Source organism: Rhodococcus sp. NPDC003322 (assembly GCF_053589555.1).
The window spans coordinates 983,490-999,260 of the sequence record NZ_JBSFSC010000001.1; the positions used below are offsets into that span (position 1 = coordinate 983,490).

General features: G+C 70.2%; 15 protein-coding genes. 9 read left to right on the forward strand and 6 right to left on the reverse strand.

Annotation, left to right across the window (positions count from 1 at the left end; translation table 11 throughout):
• Positions 1–80: 80 nt before the first annotated feature.
• The 6 genes from ACWDUM_RS04595 to ACWDUM_RS04620 all read left to right on the forward strand — a co-directional run bounded on the left by ACWDUM_RS04595 (position 81) and on the right by ACWDUM_RS04620 (position 4,189).
• The gene (locus tag ACWDUM_RS04595; protein ID WP_450133047.1) at positions 81–860 is read left to right on the forward strand and encodes an LmeA family phospholipid-binding protein; all 780 of its coding nucleotides are present in this window, start codon (positions 81–83) and stop codon (positions 858–860) included.
• Positions 857–1,336 carry a thioredoxin family protein gene (locus ACWDUM_RS04600; protein WP_450115342.1) on the forward strand — a complete coding sequence of 160 codons (480 nt, stop codon included), beginning with the start codon at positions 857–859 and terminating at the stop codon, positions 1,334–1,336. The genes ACWDUM_RS04595 and ACWDUM_RS04600 overlap by 4 nt, the downstream gene beginning before the upstream one ends.
• Before the next feature lie 213 nt (positions 1,337–1,549).
• Positions 1,550–2,041, forward strand: coding sequence for a DUF4395 domain-containing protein (locus ACWDUM_RS04605; protein WP_450133048.1), 492 nt, complete (start codon positions 1,550–1,552; stop codon positions 2,039–2,041).
• A gap of 46 nt (positions 2,042–2,087) precedes the next feature.
• The gene (locus tag ACWDUM_RS04610; RefSeq protein WP_450115344.1) at positions 2,088–2,921 is read left to right on the forward strand and encodes a sulfurtransferase; all 834 of its coding nucleotides are present in this window, start codon (positions 2,088–2,090) and stop codon (positions 2,919–2,921) included.
• 5 nt (positions 2,922–2,926) lie between these two features.
• On the forward strand, positions 2,927–3,232 hold the full coding sequence (locus tag ACWDUM_RS04615) for a DUF1416 domain-containing protein (RefSeq protein WP_050066476.1): 306 nt from the start codon (positions 2,927–2,929) through the stop codon (positions 3,230–3,232).
• 315 nt (positions 3,233–3,547) lie between these two features.
• The gene (locus ACWDUM_RS04620) at positions 3,548–4,189 is read left to right on the forward strand and encodes an FABP family protein (protein ID WP_450115404.1); all 642 of its coding nucleotides are present in this window, start codon (positions 3,548–3,550) and stop codon (positions 4,187–4,189) included.
• 274 nt (positions 4,190–4,463) lie between these two features.
• On the opposite strand, the gene ACWDUM_RS04625 is transcribed toward ACWDUM_RS04620, so the two are convergent.
• The 6 genes from ACWDUM_RS04625 to ACWDUM_RS04650 form a co-directional block, all read right to left on the reverse strand.
• Positions 4,464–5,681 carry a lipase family protein gene (locus ACWDUM_RS04625; RefSeq protein ID WP_450133049.1) on the reverse strand — a complete coding sequence of 406 codons (1,218 nt, stop codon included), beginning with the start codon at positions 5,679–5,681 and terminating at the stop codon, positions 4,464–4,466.
• 89 nt (positions 5,682–5,770) lie between these two features.
• Entirely contained in the window at positions 5,771–7,486 is a 1,716-nt protein-coding gene (gene cydC, locus ACWDUM_RS04630; RefSeq protein ID WP_450133328.1) for a thiol reductant ABC exporter subunit CydC, read from the reverse strand.
• A gap of 44 nt (positions 7,487–7,530) precedes the next feature.
• Entirely contained in the window at positions 7,531–9,237 is a 1,707-nt protein-coding gene (gene cydD / locus ACWDUM_RS04635) for a thiol reductant ABC exporter subunit CydD (RefSeq protein WP_450133050.1), read from the reverse strand.
• Positions 9,238–10,281 carry a cytochrome d ubiquinol oxidase subunit II gene (gene cydB / locus ACWDUM_RS04640; RefSeq protein ID WP_450133051.1) on the reverse strand — a complete coding sequence of 348 codons (1,044 nt, stop codon included), beginning with the start codon at positions 10,279–10,281 and terminating at the stop codon, positions 9,238–9,240. It abuts the gene before it with no gap.
• 11 nt (positions 10,282–10,292) lie between these two features.
• Positions 10,293–11,786, reverse strand: a complete 1,494-nt coding sequence (locus ACWDUM_RS04645) for a cytochrome ubiquinol oxidase subunit I (RefSeq protein WP_450133052.1) — start codon at positions 11,784–11,786, stop codon at positions 10,293–10,295.
• Positions 11,787–11,978: 192 nt separating this feature from the next.
• Complete coding sequence (locus tag ACWDUM_RS04650; protein WP_450115350.1) at positions 11,979–12,851, reverse strand: aminodeoxychorismate lyase; 873 nt, start codon at positions 12,849–12,851, stop codon at positions 11,979–11,981.
• Positions 12,852–12,917: 66 nt separating this feature from the next.
• Here ACWDUM_RS04650 and ygfZ point away from each other — a divergent pair, with 66 nt between their 5' ends.
• The 3 genes from ygfZ to ACWDUM_RS04665 are packed head-to-tail and all read left to right on the forward strand — an operon-like array spanning position 12,918 to position 15,648.
• Complete coding sequence (gene ygfZ / locus ACWDUM_RS04655; RefSeq protein ID WP_450133053.1) at positions 12,918–14,045, forward strand: CAF17-like 4Fe-4S cluster assembly/insertion protein YgfZ; 1,128 nt, start codon at positions 12,918–12,920, stop codon at positions 14,043–14,045.
• Positions 14,042–14,695, forward strand: a complete 654-nt coding sequence (locus tag ACWDUM_RS04660) for an MOSC domain-containing protein (RefSeq protein ID WP_450133054.1) — start codon at positions 14,042–14,044, stop codon at positions 14,693–14,695. Before ygfZ ends, ACWDUM_RS04660 begins: the two co-directional genes overlap by 4 nt.
• Positions 14,692–15,648 carry an asparaginase gene (locus tag ACWDUM_RS04665; protein WP_450133055.1) on the forward strand — a complete coding sequence of 319 codons (957 nt, stop codon included), beginning with the start codon at positions 14,692–14,694 and terminating at the stop codon, positions 15,646–15,648. Before ACWDUM_RS04660 ends, ACWDUM_RS04665 begins: the two co-directional genes overlap by 4 nt.
• The last annotated feature ends 123 nt before the right edge of the window (positions 15,649–15,771 follow it).

Consider the following 15,771-nt stretch of genomic DNA (forward strand, 5'->3'; position numbering starts at 1 on the left):
CTAGCGTGCCCCGTGCCGACGTCGCCGCCGCCAGCCCCCACGGGCACGGTCGGAGGATCCCGGTCCGTCACAATGTGTGGGTGCGCAAACTGATTCTCGCCGTGGCGTGCCTGCTGGCCCTGGTCGTGGTCGTCGACTTCGGAGCCGCAGCGTATTCGGAGTTCCGGGTCTCCCGGAGCCTGCGCGAGGGCGCCGGCCTCACCGCCGACCCCGACGTCACGATCACCGGGTTCCCGTTCCTGACGCAGGTGGCGGCCGGCCGCTACCAGCACGTCGAGATCCGGGCCCGGGGGGTGCCGAGCGCCGAACTCGGTGACGTCTCCGTCGAGGCGGACCTGCACGGCGTGCAGGTCGAGGCGTCCGACCTGTTCGGCGGTTCCGTCCGCACCATCCCCGTCGAGCACCTCGACGGACGGGTGAAGATCGAGGCCACCAGCCTCGGCGCCTACCTGGGCATCCCCGACCTCCAGGTGTCGGCTCCCCCCGCCGACCGCTCCGACGGGACCGGCGGCACGGGCGGTTCCGGGATGAGCACCGGCGGCGGCATCGTGCTCACCGGCACCGTGCCGGTCGGGCCGGTGCGCGCGACGGTCAGCGTGACCGCAGACCTCCGCCTCGACGGCGACAACGTCACGATCGTCGCCACGGACCTGTACTTCGGGCCGGAGGGCAACGCCGACTTCACCGTGCCCGGGCCGCTGAAACCGGTGGTGCTCGGCCTGTTCAGCAGGCAGGTCGACGTCCGGCAGCTGCCGTTCGGGGTGCGGCCGACGAAGGTGTACGCGGAGGGGTCGCAGGTCGCGATCGAAGGGTCGGGAGAAAACGTGGTGATCAACCTCGACGAGATGATGGCGCCGTGACCGGGATCGTGGTGCTCGTGGTGGTGCTGGTCGCGGCGGGTGTCGCGGCAGTCGCCCTGAACGCGCGGTCCGGGAAGGTGCGGGCCACCGGGACGTCCGCGGCGCCCACCGACACCCGGCGGGCGCTGCTCGCCGAGGTCGGGGTGCCCGGTGCAGGTCCGACAGTCGTGCACTTCTCCGCCGACTGGTGCGGACCCTGCGCGGCGGTGCGCCGAGTGGTCGCGCAGACCCTCACCGCCCTCGACGGCCGGCTCGAGCCCGGCACGCCGCGGCCGCTCGACCTCGAACTCGACATCGACGAAAACCCCGTCCTGGCACGCGAACTCGGCGTGCTGTCGCTGCCGACGACGTTCATCTTCGACCGTGACGGCGAACAGCGCTTCCGGGTGTCGGGGGTGCCGACCACGGCAGACCTCGAGACCGCGCTGGTCCCGCTGTGCGAACCGAAGGGTTCAAATCCCAGCGAAAACCGGTAAGCTCGCCGACGTGCACACCGCCCAGGAGCTGCTGCTCACCCGACGCCGCGCAGTAGATCTGTGCCGCCTCGGCGGTTGTTGCTGTCCCTGCTGTTGATCCTCACGCTCCCTCGGCTCACCCCGGCCTGACCGGTTCGAGCCCGTGATCGATCCGACATCTCCTTGCCCTGGATTCCAGCTGTCCACGGCGCATGAACGCAGGAGCACCACGTCATGTCCAGTCACACCACGACACCCGTCTCGGCCGGTGTCGCCCCCGACCTGCAGGTCGACGTCCGCGGACCCCGGTTCGCGGCCTGGATCACCACCGCGGTACTGATCCTCGTACTGCTGGTGTCCACCTTCTCCCCGGTCGCCGCCGGACTGCTGCTCGCCGTGCAGGCCGTCGTGTTCGCGATCGGCGCCGCCCTAGGGCCGCGCCGCAGCCCGTACGGCCGCCTGTTCGCACGAGTCGTCGCCCCGCGACTGGGGCCGGTCACCGAACGCGAGCCGGTCGCGCCGCTGAAGTTCGCCCAGCTCGTCGGCGGCATCTTCGCGACCGTCGGCGTCGTCGGCTTCCTCACCGGGCTCACCCTGCTCGGCACCGTCGCCACCGGGTTCGCGCTGTTCGCGGCCCTGCTCAACGCCGCCGTCGGCTTCTGCCTCGGCTGCCAGATCTACCCGCTCGTGGCCCGCTTCCGCAGGTCGACCCCGATCGCGGCCTAGCCGCACCCCACCTGTTCCACACAGTTCAAGTACCGAAAGGAAACCCATGGCACGCTCCGACGTTCTGGTCTCTGTCGACTGGGCCGAGCAGAACCTCGATGCGCCGAAGACGGTGTTCATCGAGGTCGACGAAGACACCTCGGCGTACGACATCGGCCACATCGAGGGCGCCATCCGCCTCGACTGGCGCAAGGACCTCCAGGACGGGGTCCGTCGCGACTTCCTCGACCGGGAGCAGTTCTCGGCGCTGCTGTCCGCGAAGGGTGTCGCCAACGACGACACCGTGATCCTGTACGGCGGCAACAACAACTGGTTCGCCGCCTACGCGTACTGGTACTTCAAGATCTACGGCCACAAGGACGTCAAGCTCATCGACGGTGGCCGCAAGAAGTGGGAGCTCGACGGCCGCCCGCTGTCGGCCGCCGAGGTCGTCCGCCCGGCCACCGACTACAAGGCCGAGGAGGCCGACACCTCGATCCGCGCCTTCCGCGACGAGGTCATCGGCGCGATCGGGTCGAAGAACCTGGTCGACGTCCGCTCCCCCGACGAGTTCGCCGGCAAGATCCTCGCCCCGGCGCACCTGCCGCAGGAGCAGGCGCAGCAGCGCGGCCACGTCCCCGGTGCCATCAACATCCCGTGGAGCACCACCGCCAACGAGGACGGCACCTTCAAGTCCGACGAGGACCTCACCAAGCTGTACGCCGACAAGGGCTTCGACGACAGCCGCGAGACCATCGCGTACTGCCGCATCGGCGAGCGGTCGAGCCACACCTGGTTCGTGCTGCAGGAGATCCTCGGCAAGCAGAACGTCAAGAACTACGACGGCAGCTGGGTCGAGTACGGCTCGCTCGTCGGTGCACCGATCGAACTGGGAGCGTAAGAATCATGTGTGGAGCACCTGTTCAGGGTCAGACCCTGCCCGCCGGCGTCGACGCGTCGAAGGAGACCGTGATCACCGGCCGCGTGCTGGCCGCGGACGGTCAGCCGGTCGGCGGCGCGTTCGTCCGCCTGCTCGACGGCACCGGTGAGTTCACCGCCGAGGTCGTGGCGTCCGGCACCGGCGACTTCCGGTTCTTCGCCGCGCCCGGCACGTGGACCGTGCGGGCCCTGTCGAGCACCGGCAACGGCGACAGCACCATCAGCCCCGAGGCCAACGGCATCCACAACGTGGACATCACCGTCAGCAAGTAGGCACACCTGGCGTCGGCCACCAGTGGCACCGCCGCCACTGCACATCGCGGCCCCGCACCTCACGTAGGTGCGGGGCCGCCGTCGTCCGCTGGGCGGTCCGGCGCGACGGCATCCCGCCGTCACCGGCGCCGAGGCCTCCGTCTACACTGTCCTCGTGGTCATCTTCTTCGAGGTGCTGCTGGTTCTCGCAGCCATTCTCATTGCCTGGTTCTCGCTCTACGTCGTGTACCGACTGGTCACCGACAAGTCGTGAACCAGCCCGGCGACGGTGCCGACGACACCGCCGGCCCCCAGGACGAGTCCCCCGCTCCGTCGATCAATCGAGGCAGCGGCGATCGTGCCGTGGCCGACGCGATCGAACGCGCCAAGGACACCGCCGGACTGAACATCCCGGTCCTGCCCGGACTGCCGCTGCCCGAGGACACCGCGAACCTGCGACTCGGCCCGGAACTGAACCCGGAGCTGCTCGCGGTGCTGCCGCTGGTCGGCGTGTGGCGCGGTGAGGGCGAGGGGCACGATCCCGAGACCGGCGACTACCCCTTCGGTCAGCAGATCGTCGTGTCCCACGACGGCGGCAACTACCTGCACTGGGAGTCCCAGTCGTGGGTGCTCGACGCCGACGGCAACTACGTCCGGCCGGGTCTGCGCGAGAGCGGATACTGGCGGGTCGGTGGCGACGGCATCCCCGGCAGCGTCGACGAGGAAACCGTCGAACTGCTGCTCACCCACGCATCCGGCGTCGTGGAGTTGTACTACGGCACCGCGCTGACCCAGTCGAGCTGGGAACTCGCCACCGACGTCGTGATCCGCAGCAAGCACGGCGCCGTGGTCGGCGGCGCGAAGCGGCTGTACGGCATCGTCGAAGGCGGCGACCTCGCCTACGTCGAGGAACGCGTCCTCGCCGACGGTGACCTCAAGCCCCACCTCTCCGCGCGCCTGTCCCGCTACATCGGCTGACACCACACGCAGAACGACCCCCGAGCCATGTCCCACGATGGACGCTTGTCGTCGTGGGATCCCGACCGGACTGGGTCGGGGACTCGGGGGCCGGGTGACTGCTGGGATTCGCCGGCCGCGGATGCGGTTGGTGAAACCCTTCAGCATCGTCGGCTAGCGGACAGCCACCTCACGCGTCCTGTAGTTCTTCAACTTCAGACCACCTCCTTCCTCGTGTACCGCCGAACGTACGCCCGTCCCGAAACATGAGCAACGGATTATTGGGGTGGCGAACTCAGCAGGTCGAGGGGGCCGGGTCGCCGCGGAACCGGGCGTCGAGCCAGTCCAGCGCCTGCGGCAGGCCGAGCACCGCGGCGGACAGGTGATCGGGGCTCGGGGTCAGCAGCGTCTGCACCGGAACTCCGGCCCCGCAGTACCGGCGCATTGTGTTCTCGATCGCGTCGACGGGCACGAGGGTGTCGGTCGGGCTGTGCCACTCGAAGATCGGAACGGTCGGAATGCCCGGGTACAGCTCGAGGCTGTTCTCCTCCATCACCTTCCACGCGGACGGGTCGTCCATGAAGTTGACGTTGTCGGTCATCTGGCTGGCGGCGCGGCCGATTCCCCAGAACATGATTTCGTTGGTGCAGCCGTTCTTGATCATCGACAGCAGCCAGCGGCCGTTGTCGTTGAGCTGGTCGGTGACGTTCATCCGGTCCGGGTACTCGCGTTCGAGCCCGAGTGCCGCGGCCATCGCCAGACCGAACGCCGGATGCGGGTTCGTGCCCAGTGCGGTCGCCATCTTCGCGATGTTCATCGGCGCCCCACCCTCGGCCGCGCCGACGATCTTCAACTCCGGGGCGTAGGTCGGGGCCAGCGCCGCCGCCCACGATGTCGCCATTCCGCCGCCGGAGTAGCCGCCGAGCCCGACGGGACTGTTCGTCACCTGCAGTTCGGGGATCTTCTTGACGGCACGGATCCCGTCGAGGGTGACCTGGCCACCGAGTTTCGCTGCCCCGTAGGCCATTCGGGGCCCCAGGTGGTCGGGCAGCGCCACCGCCCAGCCCCGGGCGAGCGCGATGTTCAGGCCCGGCGCCTCTCGGATCTGGGTGAGCGGGTCGGTGGTGTACAGCTCGGTCGCGATCTTGCACTTGTGTCCGAGCGCGTTGATGATGTGCTGGTACGACACCAGCGGACTGTCCGGCACGTGGTTCGGCGGCATCAGGAACGTCGTGTTCGCCGCGATCGGCTTGCCTTCGGAATCCGTTGTGCGGAAGAGCAATTCCCACACCTGACTGCCCGGAAAGTACAGGTTGGGTGGCATCTGACGGATCTTGAGGACGTCGCCGGGCTGGTGTTCGGCGACATCCGGTGGCGCGCTGAAGAACGGGTCGGGATCGGAGGCCGGGTACACCGGGAGGGCGGACACGGCCGCGGCCCCCGTGATCGAGACGGCGACCGCGAGGAGGGTGACCCCGGCGCCGGCGACAAGCTTGCGAATCATCGTACCCATCAACAACTCCCAGAGTCGTATGGACGTGTGACCGAGCAACGCGACGGCCCACTATGCCAGGCCGCCGTGACCTCTCGGCGCAATTCATGTCACCGGTTGGTTTCGACCTCCTCTGATTCGGTATCGAATCGATCACGCCCCGTCCCGACCACGAGGACCCGGTCCTCCCGGGTGCCGGCGGGCAGGTGGTGGGTCACCACGACCACGGTGCGGCCCGGGTCGACCAGACCACCGGAGCGGTCCAGCAGGCGACGGAGGACGTCCGCCCCGGCGGCGGCGTCGAGGTGCTCGGTCGGCTCGTCGAGGAGCAGCACCCGGGCAGGCGAGATCAGAGCCCGGGCCAGGAGGATCCGGCGGCGCTGACCACCCGAGACGGACCGACCTCCCGCCTCCAGTGCGGTGTGGACACCGTCCGGCAGCGTCGCCACCCACTCCCCCAGGCCGACCGCGTCGAGCACCTCCAGTGCCCGCTGTTCGTCGAGGTCGCCGCGGGCCACCCGCAGGTTCTCCAGCAGCGACGTGTCGAACAGGTGCGCGTCCTCGGCGAAGAATCCGACCTCCCGGCGCAGCAACTGCGGGTCCGTGTCGGCGATCGGGGTGCCGTTCACCGTCACCGTGCCTGCAACCGGCGGCAGCAACCCGGCCAGGGTCATCAGCAGGGTGGTCTTCCCCGCCCCGGACGGCCCGACGACCACGGTCCGCGATCCCGGCTGCAGATCCAGGTCGACCGGGCGGTCCGACCCCGCCGAACCGGGCCAGCCGGAGCGCAACCCGGAGGCCCGCAGCCGCACCGGGGGCCGGACCTCGGCTGTGCCTGCCGCCGCTTCGTCCCCGGACCGGTCCAGCAGGTCCATGATCCGGGCGGACGCCACCCGGCCGCGGGTCAGGGCCACGGCGGCAGTAGGCAGCGCCGCGGTGGCCTCGAACGCCGACAACGGCAGCAGCACCAAGATGCCGAGGGCCATCGGGGTCATCGCTCCCCCGGTGCCACCGTCGGGCCCGTACAGGGTGATGCCGATGAGGAGCGCACCGAGCACGCTCGCGCCGACCGCGAGCGGCGTCGCCGCGGCCGCGAACGCGGACGGCGCCGCGGCCCGGTCGGTGGCCCGCACGGCCTCGTCGTCGTATCCGTCTGCCCGCCGGACCACCTCGTCGAGGCGGCCCGCAACTCGGAGTTCGGCGGCGTGGTCGAGGGCGAGCACCGCCGTCTCCGAGTAGCGCGCCGTCGCCTCGGATCCGGCCGTCTCGGCCATCCGGGCGGCCCGCGCCGACAACATCGGGGCCAGCACCCCGGCAACGACGAGGGCGATCGCGAGCACCATTGCCGCCGCGGGCGAGATCAGCGCCAACCCGACGACCGCCGCCACCGACAGCACCAGAGCAACGGCCATCGGCACGAGCGCGCGGATCACCACGTCACCGAGGGCATCGACGTCGGCGCCGGTGCGGGCGAGCAGGTCCCCGCGCCGCAACCCGGCCGGCGCGGCCGGATCACCGGTGGCGAGCCGGCGGTAGAGGTTCTCCCGTGCGGACACGGTGCCGCGCAGCGCGGCGTCGTGGGTGGCGAGGCGCTCCAGGTACCGGAACAACCCGCGCGAGATTCCCAGGGCCCGAACGGCGACAACGGCCACCGTCAGGTCGAGGACCGGCGGCATCTGCCAGGCGCGGGTGATCAACCAGGCCGACAGGGCGGCGAGGGCCAGCGCACTGCCCAGGGTCGCGACACCGGCCGCGACCGCCAGCACCACCCGCCGCGGGCTCAGCTCAAGCAGGGGCAGCGCACGCCGCAACGGATCCCGGCCCACCCCGGCGCCACTCACTTCGACGCCACTCACTTCGACACCTCTGCTCACTTCGACGCCCCGACCGTGACCACGATGTCCGCGGCCGCCAGGACCGGCGCCCGGTGCCCGATGAGCAGCACGCCCCGCCCGGACGCGGCCAGGCCGCGGATCGCCGCGAGGACCCGCTGTTCGGTCTCCGGGTCCAGGTGTGCGGTCGGTTCGTCCAGCAGGACGAGCGGGCTGTCGGTCAGCAGCACCCGGGTCAGCGCGAGGCGCTGCCGCTGGCCGAGCGAGAGCCCGGTCCCGCCGACCCCGACCGCCGTCTCCCAGCCGGCGGGGAGCTCGCGCAACACCTCGTCGAATCCGGTTGCGGTGCAGGCCTTCTCGAGGTCCTGAGGATCCACGGTGACGGGCCCGGTGAGGTCCAGGTTCTCGCGGAGGGTGCCCGGGATCAGCACGGGATGCTGCGGCAGCCACGCCACCGACCGCCACCAGCGACGCAGGTCGAGGTCGCGGACGTCGGTGCCGCCGACCAGCACCCGCCCCTCGTCGGGGTCGGCCAGCCCGAGGATCGCCTGCAGCACGGTCGACTTCCCGGCTCCGTTCGGCCCGGTCAGTGCGGTCACCCGCCCGGGTTCGACGGACAGGTCCACACCGCGCGGGGCCCAGCCGACCCGGCTGCGCATTCCGACACCGTGCAGCGTGACCGGGCCTGCCGGTACCGCCGTTCCACCCGTCACCGTCGAATCCGCCCGGTCGTCCAGCACACCGAATGCCTTGTCCGCGGCGGCCATTCCGTCCTCGGCGGCGTGGAACTGCGCACCGACGGTACGCAGCGGCAGGTACACCTCCGGCGCGAGCACGAGTGCGATCACTCCGGCACGCAGGCCCATCTCGCCGAACACCAGCCGCAGGCCGATGCTGACGGCGATCAACGCCACCGACAGCGTCGCCAGGAGCTCGAGAACCATCGAGGACAGGAAAGCGATTCGCAGCGAGGCCATCGCGGTGCGACGGTGCTCGTCGCCAAGCTCGCGTACCCGAGCCGCCGGTCCGCGTTCGCGTCCCAGGGCCCGCAGCGTCGGCAGTCCCGCGATCAGGTCGAGCAGCTGCGCCGACAGTGTGGTCATGGTCCGCAGCGATGCGGCCGCCTTGCCCTTGGTGAGCAGGCCGATCAGGATCATGAAGACCGGGATCAGCGGCAGGGTGATCACCACGATCACCGCCGAGGTCAGGTCGGTGAACAGGATGACAAGCAGTGTCAGCGGGGTGACGGTGACCGCGAGCAGCAACGCAGGCAGATAGCCGGTCAGATAGGCGCGCAGGCCCTCGATGCCTCGGGTGAGGACGGTCGCCGTCTCGTTCCGCAGAGGGTCCAGCTCGCGCGGCGGGCGTGCGGTCGCCGCGGCGAGCACCTCGCCCCGCAGCTCCCCGATCACCCGGGACGCGGACCGGTGTGCGTAGCGCGCCTGCACCCACGTGGCCAGGGTGCGCACCACCACCGCGCCTGCGAGGACGGCGAGTTCCCCGGACCAGTGACCGACGGTGCGGGCACCGGGATCGGTGATCACCCCGGCCAGCACGGTGCCGATCATGACCGCAGAGACGATCACCGCCGCGGCGATCACCAGCGACAGTGCCACCGTCAGAAGCAGATACCCGCGCGCGGACCGCGAGTAACGCCACAGCCGTGGATCCACCGGACCGCGCCTGCGAGTGTCCGGTCCAGACGGGGAAGTCGGTGCAGGCGCGGCCGGTGTGTCGATCGTCATCTAGCGAGTTCTGATCGGCAGCCCGATGGACGGCGGGATGTGCTTGGTCGAGATCCGCTGCCGGAACACCCAGTACGTCCAGCCCTGGTAGATCAGCACCACCGGCGTGACGATCGCGGCCGCCCAGGTCATCACCTTGAGCGTGTAGGGGCTCGACGAGGCGTTGTGGATGGTGAGGCTGTACGCGTCGGAGATCGTCGACGGCATCACGTTCGGGTACAGGCTGGCGAACAGCAGTGCCACCGTGGCGATCACCGCGATGCAGGTCAGCGCGAACGCCCAGCCCTCGCGGGCGACCGCGGTCAGGCCCACGACCCCGAGCAGGGCGGCTGCCGCGATGCCGACCAGGATCCAGGTCCAGCCCTTGCCGTAGGCCAGCTGGGTCCAGAGCACGAACGCGCCGGCGACGACGACCGCCGGGATCGACAGCCGGGCCGCCAGTTTCACCGCGTCCTCGCGGACCTCGTCCGCGGTCTTGAGTGCGATGAACACCGCGCCGTGCAGCGCGAAGACCAGTGCGGTGGTGACGCCGCCGAGCAGTGCGTAGGGGTTGAGCAGGTCGAAGAACCCGGAGACCACCTGACGGTTCTCGTCGATCGCGACGCCGCGGACGATGTTCGCGAACGCGACGCCCCACAGGATCGCCGGCACCCAGGAGCCGAGGATGATGCCCCAGTCCCACCTCGACCGCCACGTCGCGTCGTCGATCTTGCCGCGGTACTCGATCGCGCAGACGCGCACGATCAGTGCCACGAGGATCAGCAGCAGCGGCAGGTAGAAGCCGGAGAACAACGTCGCGTACCACTCGGGGAACGCGGCGAACAGGGCGCCGCCGGCGGTGAGCAGCCACACCTCGTTGCCGTCCCAGACGGGGCCGATCGTGTTGAGCACGACACGGCGTCGGGTGTCGTTGTCGGCGGACCCGTTCTTGCTGCGGCCGAGGACCGGCATCAGCATGCCGACGCCGAAGTCGAAACCCTCCAGCACGAAGTAGCCGACGAACAGCACCGCGATGAGGATGAACCAGAGTTCCTGAAGTCCCATGTCGGCTCTCCCTAGTACGCGAACGACAGTTGCTCGGGCTTGCCGGTGTCATCCGGCTCGGGGCCTTCGCCCGGTGGGTGCGCGTCGTGCGGCAGCGGCCCCTCGATCGTGTAGCGGCGGATCAGCCAGAACCACACCACGCCGAGCGACGCGTAGAGGAGCGTGAACACGATCAGCGAGGTCCACACCGTGGCCGGTGCGTGGTTGGAGACGCCCTGGTCGACGGTCAGCCTAATCATGTCGACGCCGGTGGGGTTCGGGTGCACCACCCACGGCTGACGGCCCATCTCGGTGAAGATCCAGCCCGCACTGTTCGCGAGGAACGGGGTCGGGATCGCGATCAGGCTCAGCCACGAGTACCACTTCTGGTCCGGGACACGGCCTCCGCGGGTGACCCACAGTCCGGCCAGCGCCAGGGCGGCGGAACCGGCGGCGAGACCGATCATCGCGCGGAACGACCAGTAGGTGACGAACAGGTTGGGCCGGTAGTTGCCGGGACCGAACTGCTCCTCGTACTGCACCTGCAGGTCCTCGACCCCCTGCAGGGTGACGCCGGTGAACTGTCCCTCCGCGAGGAACGGCAGGACGTAGGGCACCTCGAGGACACGGGTGACGCCGTCACAGTTGTTGTGGGTGCCCACGGTGAGGATCGAGAACTTCGGGTCGGTCTCGGTATGGCACAACGATTCCGCGGATGCCATCTTCATCGGCTGCTGCTCGAACATCAGTTTGGCCTGGATGTCGCCGGTGATGAACAGCCCGATGCCGGAGATGATCATGACCAGCATGCCGAGCCGGGCGGCGGGCCGGAACATGGTGCGCGCCTCGGACTCCATCCGCTCGGCTTCGGCCGGGGCGGCCGTCTTGCTGCGGCGCATGTTCCGGACCATCCACCAGCCCGCGATACCGGCGACGAAGGTGGCCGCGGTCAGTAGCGCGCCGGCGACGACGTGCGGGAACGCTGCCAGTGCAGTGTTGTTGGTGAGCAACGTCCAGATGCTGGTCAGCTCGGCGCGGCCGGTCTCCTCGTTGTAGATCGCCCCGACCGGGTGCTGCATGAAGGAGTTGGCCGAGATGATGAAGTACGCGGAGGCGTTCACGCCGATCGCGACCAGCCAGATGGTGGCCAGGTGAACGAGTTTCGGCAGGCGGCCCCAGCCGAAGATCCAGAGGCCGAGGAAGGTGGACTCCAGGAAGAACGCCACCAGGCCCTCGAGCGCGAGCGGGGCGCCGAAGACGTCACCGACGAAGCGGGAGTACTCGCTCCAGTTCATGCCGAACTGGAACTCCTGCACGATGCCGGTCGCGACGCCGAGGGCGAAGTTGATCAGGAAGAGCTTCCCGAAGAATTTCGTCAGCCGGTACCAGTGGTCCTTCTTCGTGACCACCCACATCGTCTGCATGATCGCGATCAGCGGTGCGAGACCGATGGTCAGCGGAACGAGAATGAAGTGGTAGACCGTCGTGATGCCGAACTGCCATCGCGAGACATCCAGTGCGTCCATGGCTACTCCCGGTACAGGGCCCGTGGGACTTCGCTTGCCGGGATTTCGGACGTGGGCTGACGCCAGAAGTCCCGGTTCAGAAGGTAACCCCCGCGGCACCAGACCGCAGCCCTTCGTCTACGACGGACAGTAGTAAACAATCTCCCGTTCGCCTACTCTCCGGTAGCAACCGTGCCGCGACTCACAACGACGTCACGCCGCGTCCTCCTCGACGCCGACCGTGTCCACAGCGAGATCGACCAGCCCGGCCAGCTCCTCGGCGATCTCCGGCTCCGGGAGCGTGAGCCCGTCGAGCGTGTGCACCCGCGCCGCGAGCGTCACGCTCGACAGCAACCAGATACCGTCCGCGGCAATCAGATCGACCGGCCGCAGCGCCGCCGTCTCGCACCGGAACCGGCGCGAGCCCGCCACTTCGAAGAGCGCCTGCTGCGTGGTGCCCGGCAGAATGCCGTGCTCGACCGGCGGGGTGATCAGCGTGCGCCCCCGGGAGATCAGGACCGTGGAACGCGGCCCCTCGAGCACCAGACCCTCACTGCTGGTGAAGATCACGTCGTCGAAACCGGTGGAGTGGGCGTGCCGCAGGGCCGCCATGTTCGTCGCGTAGGACAGCGTCTTCGCACCGAGCAGCAGCCACGGCGCCACCGCGGCGACATCCGCCGAAAATCCCCGCTCCAGCGTGCACACCGAAATCCCGTCACGGCGTGCGGACTCCACCCGATCCGCGAGCGGTCCGATGGTCAGGTACGCGGTCGGCTCGCCGCCGGACTCACGGCCGCGGCTGAGCACCAACCGCATCGCACCCTCACGCTCGGCGTCCCACTCGGCGACGGCCACCGCGATCGCCGATCGCCAGGCATCGAGGTCGGGCCGCGCCAGGTCCAGTGCCGCCGCCGAATTGGCGAGCCGCGCCAGGTGCAGCTCGACCGTGCGGGCGACACCGTCCCGAACCAGTACCGTCTCGAAGACGCCATCGCCGCGCACCGCGGCCAGGTCGTCGGCGTGCAGGAGCGGAACCTCCGGGTCGTGCACCACGCCGTCCAAGGTCACCAGCACCTGATCAGCCATGCCTCCACAGTACGGCGGCGGACCGCGACAGCCGGGCACCACGCGCGCGACTCCTACACTGGAAGCGTGTCCGAGTCCGTGCGCATCAACCCGAGTCCGCTGCTCACCGCCCCCGGGGCCGTTCCCAATCCGGACGACTCCCCCGACGCCGGCGTCGCCTGGCACTACGGCGACCCGCTGCGCGAGCAACGCAACGCCGAACGCACCGCCGCCGTCGTGGACCGCTCGCACCGCTTCGTGCTCTCCATCGCCGGCGCCGAACGACTGACCTGGCTGCACACCATCTCCAGCCAGCACGTCGCGAACCTCCCGGACGGCGGCAGCGCGGAGAACCTCAGCCTCGACGTCAACGGCCGGGTGGAGCACCACTTCGTCCTGACCGACCTCGGCGAGGTCACCTGGGTGGACACCGAGGCGCCCTACGGCCCCGACCTGCTCGCGTTTCTGCAGAAGATGGTGTTCTGGGCGAAGGCCGAGCCGAAGGCCGCACCCGACATGGCCGTGCTCAGCCTCCTCGGCCCTGACGTGCGCCGTCCGAAGCTGCTGGCCGCGCTGGGCGTTCCGGAACTGCCCCCGGTGTACGGCGCGGTCGCGCTGCCCGGCGGCGGGTTCCTGCGCACCATGCCGTGGCCCGGCGAGCACGCCTGGGACCTGGTCGTCCCCCGCGACCGCCTGACCCACTGGTGGCAGGCGTTGACGGAGGCCGGTGCCACACCGGCGGGCACCTGGGCGTTCGAGGCGCTGCGGGTCGCGGCGCTGCGCCCGCGCCTCGGGCTGGACACCGACGAACGCACCATCCCGCACGAGGTCCGCTGGATCGGCGGGGTCACCGAGCACGGTGCGGTGCACCTGGACAAGGGCTGCTACCGCGGGCAGGAGACCGTCGCGCGGGTGCACAACCTGGGCAAGCCGCCGCGACACCTGGTGCTGCTGCACCTCGACGGGTCCGCCGACACCCGCCCCGAACCGGGCGACACCGTCACCGCCGAGGGCCGCGCCGTCGGACATCTCGGCACCGTGATCGATCACCACGAGCTCGGGCCGATCGCCCTGGCGCTGGTGAAACGGACGGTCCCCGCCGACACCCCGCTGGCGGCAGGCGGCACCGCCGCCGCGATCGATCCCGACTCCGTGCCCCGCCACGACGAGTACCAGGCCGGCCGGGCCGCGGTCGATCGGTTGCGCGGCCGGTGACCGCCGGCGTCACCGCCGTCTGCGTCGTCCACGCCGAGCGCGACAGCGGCACCCGGCGGGTGCCGCGGACCGCGATCGACAAGCGGGCCGTCACCGGCCAGGTGGCCGTCGGCGTGCACGGCCTGACCGGCGACCACGTCTGCGACACCGAGCACCACGGCGGGGTGTTCAAGGCGGTGTACGCGTATCAGGAGGACGAGGCGCGGCGCTGGGCGGACGAACTCGGACGCGACCTGCCCGCCGGGTGGTTCGGCGAGAACCTGCGGGTGCACGGCGTCGAGACGAGCGACGCCGTGATCGGCGCCCGGTGGCGCATCGGCGACACCCTCGAACTCGAGGTCACCGGGCCGCGGACCCCGTGCGGCACCTTCGGGGTGTGGTCGGGCGAGCCGGGCTGGGTGAAACGGTTCGCGCAGCGCGGCGACACCGGCGCCTACCTGAAGGTGACCCGTCCCGGGCCGGTGTCCGCGGGCGACCCGATCACCGTCGTCCACCTGCCCGACCACGGCGTCACGGTGCGGGACCTGTTCACCGGGCGCAACCCCACCGGTCTGGCCGAGTTGCTCGCGCGCCAGCCGGATCTGTCGCCTAGTGTCGAAGACAAGGCACGCAGGCGGATCGCCGGGCTGAAGGTGCAGGTGGAGTATTGAGCGTCGAACTGGTCGAGGTGGTCCGCTCGGGCTTCCGCGAGTGTGTGCACCGCGGTTCCCTGGTCGTCCTGGACCCGGCCGGTGAGACCCGCCTCGCGCTCGGCGAGGTGAACACCCCGATCTACCCCCGCTCGGCGAACAAGCCGCTCCAGGTCGTGGCGATGCTGCGCAACGGGTTCGCCCCGGCCGACGGGCGCGAGGTCGCCATCGCCGCCGCCTCCCACGAGGGCGAACCGGAACACGTCGCCGTGGTGCTGGGCCTCCTCGCCCGTGTCGGGCTGTCCGAGCGGCAGCTGCTGTGCCCGGCGGACCTGCCCGCGAACGAGGGCGCCCGCGCACGCGTACTGGCGGCCGCCGGGCGGCCGCGCCGGGTCTTCATGAACTGTTCCGGCAAACACGCCGCGATGCTCGCCGTGTGCGCGGCCCGCGGCTGGCCCGCGGACACCTACCTCGACCCCACGCATCCGCTGCAGCAGGAGGTCCTGGCGACGATCGCGGACCTGTCCGGGGAGGACGAGTACGAGGTCGGCATCGACGGGTGCGGCCTGCCGATCGTGCCGCTGTCGCTCACCGCCCTCGCCCGGTCGTTCTCCGCGCTCGTCGCGGCCGCCCCGGACAGTCCGGAGCGGACGGTCGCCGACGCGGTCCGCGAGCATCCCTGGCTGCTCTCGGGCACCGGGAAGGACGACGAGCTGCTGATGTCCGCGGTTCCCGGCCTGCTGTGCAAGGCGGGTGCGGACGGGGTGCACGCCGGCGCACTCCCGGACGGGACTGCCTTCGCCCTCAAGATCGACGACGGTCACGAACGGGCACGGCTGCCGCTGACCGCGGCGTTGCTGCACCGGATCGGGGTCGAGTGGACCGAGGAACTCGCCGAACTCGCGTCGCAGCCCGTGCTCGGCGGGGACCTTCGGGTCGGCACGGTTCGCGCCGTTCCCGGCGCGCTGAGATGAATCAGACACCCCTCCTGTGCAGGGGAAGGAGCGCGAGATGCGTTCGCACGCTAGAGTGTCTGTCAGGAAGACATAAACACTCAAACGGGGCCGCCAAAAATTCCCAGGCCGCCCCGCTTAAAG

Excerpts from the sequence above, each read along its gene's own strand:
- ACWDUM_RS04615 (WP_050066476.1), top strand. The coding sequence starts at position 2,927 with ATGTGTGGAGCACCTGTTCAGGGTCAGACCCTGCCCGCCGGCGTCGAC.
- cydB (WP_450133051.1), bottom strand. The coding sequence starts at position 10,281 with ATGGGACTTCAGGAACTCTGGTTCATCCTCATCGCGGTGCTGTTCGTC.
- ACWDUM_RS04605 (WP_450133048.1), top strand. The coding sequence starts at position 1,550 with ATGTCCAGTCACACCACGACACCCGTCTCGGCCGGTGTCGCCCCCGAC.
- ACWDUM_RS04625 (WP_450133049.1), bottom strand. The coding sequence starts at position 5,681 with ATGGGTACGATGATTCGCAAGCTTGTCGCCGGCGCCGGGGTCACCCTC.
- ACWDUM_RS04610 (WP_450115344.1), top strand. The coding sequence starts at position 2,088 with ATGGCACGCTCCGACGTTCTGGTCTCTGTCGACTGGGCCGAGCAGAAC.
- ACWDUM_RS04650 (WP_450115350.1), bottom strand. The coding sequence starts at position 12,851 with ATGGCTGATCAGGTGCTGGTGACCTTGGACGGCGTGGTGCACGACCCG.
- ACWDUM_RS04645 (WP_450133052.1), bottom strand. The coding sequence starts at position 11,786 with ATGGACGCACTGGATGTCTCGCGATGGCAGTTCGGCATCACGACGGTC.
- cydD (WP_450133050.1), bottom strand. The coding sequence starts at position 9,237 with ATGACGATCGACACACCGGCCGCGCCTGCACCGACTTCCCCGTCTGGA.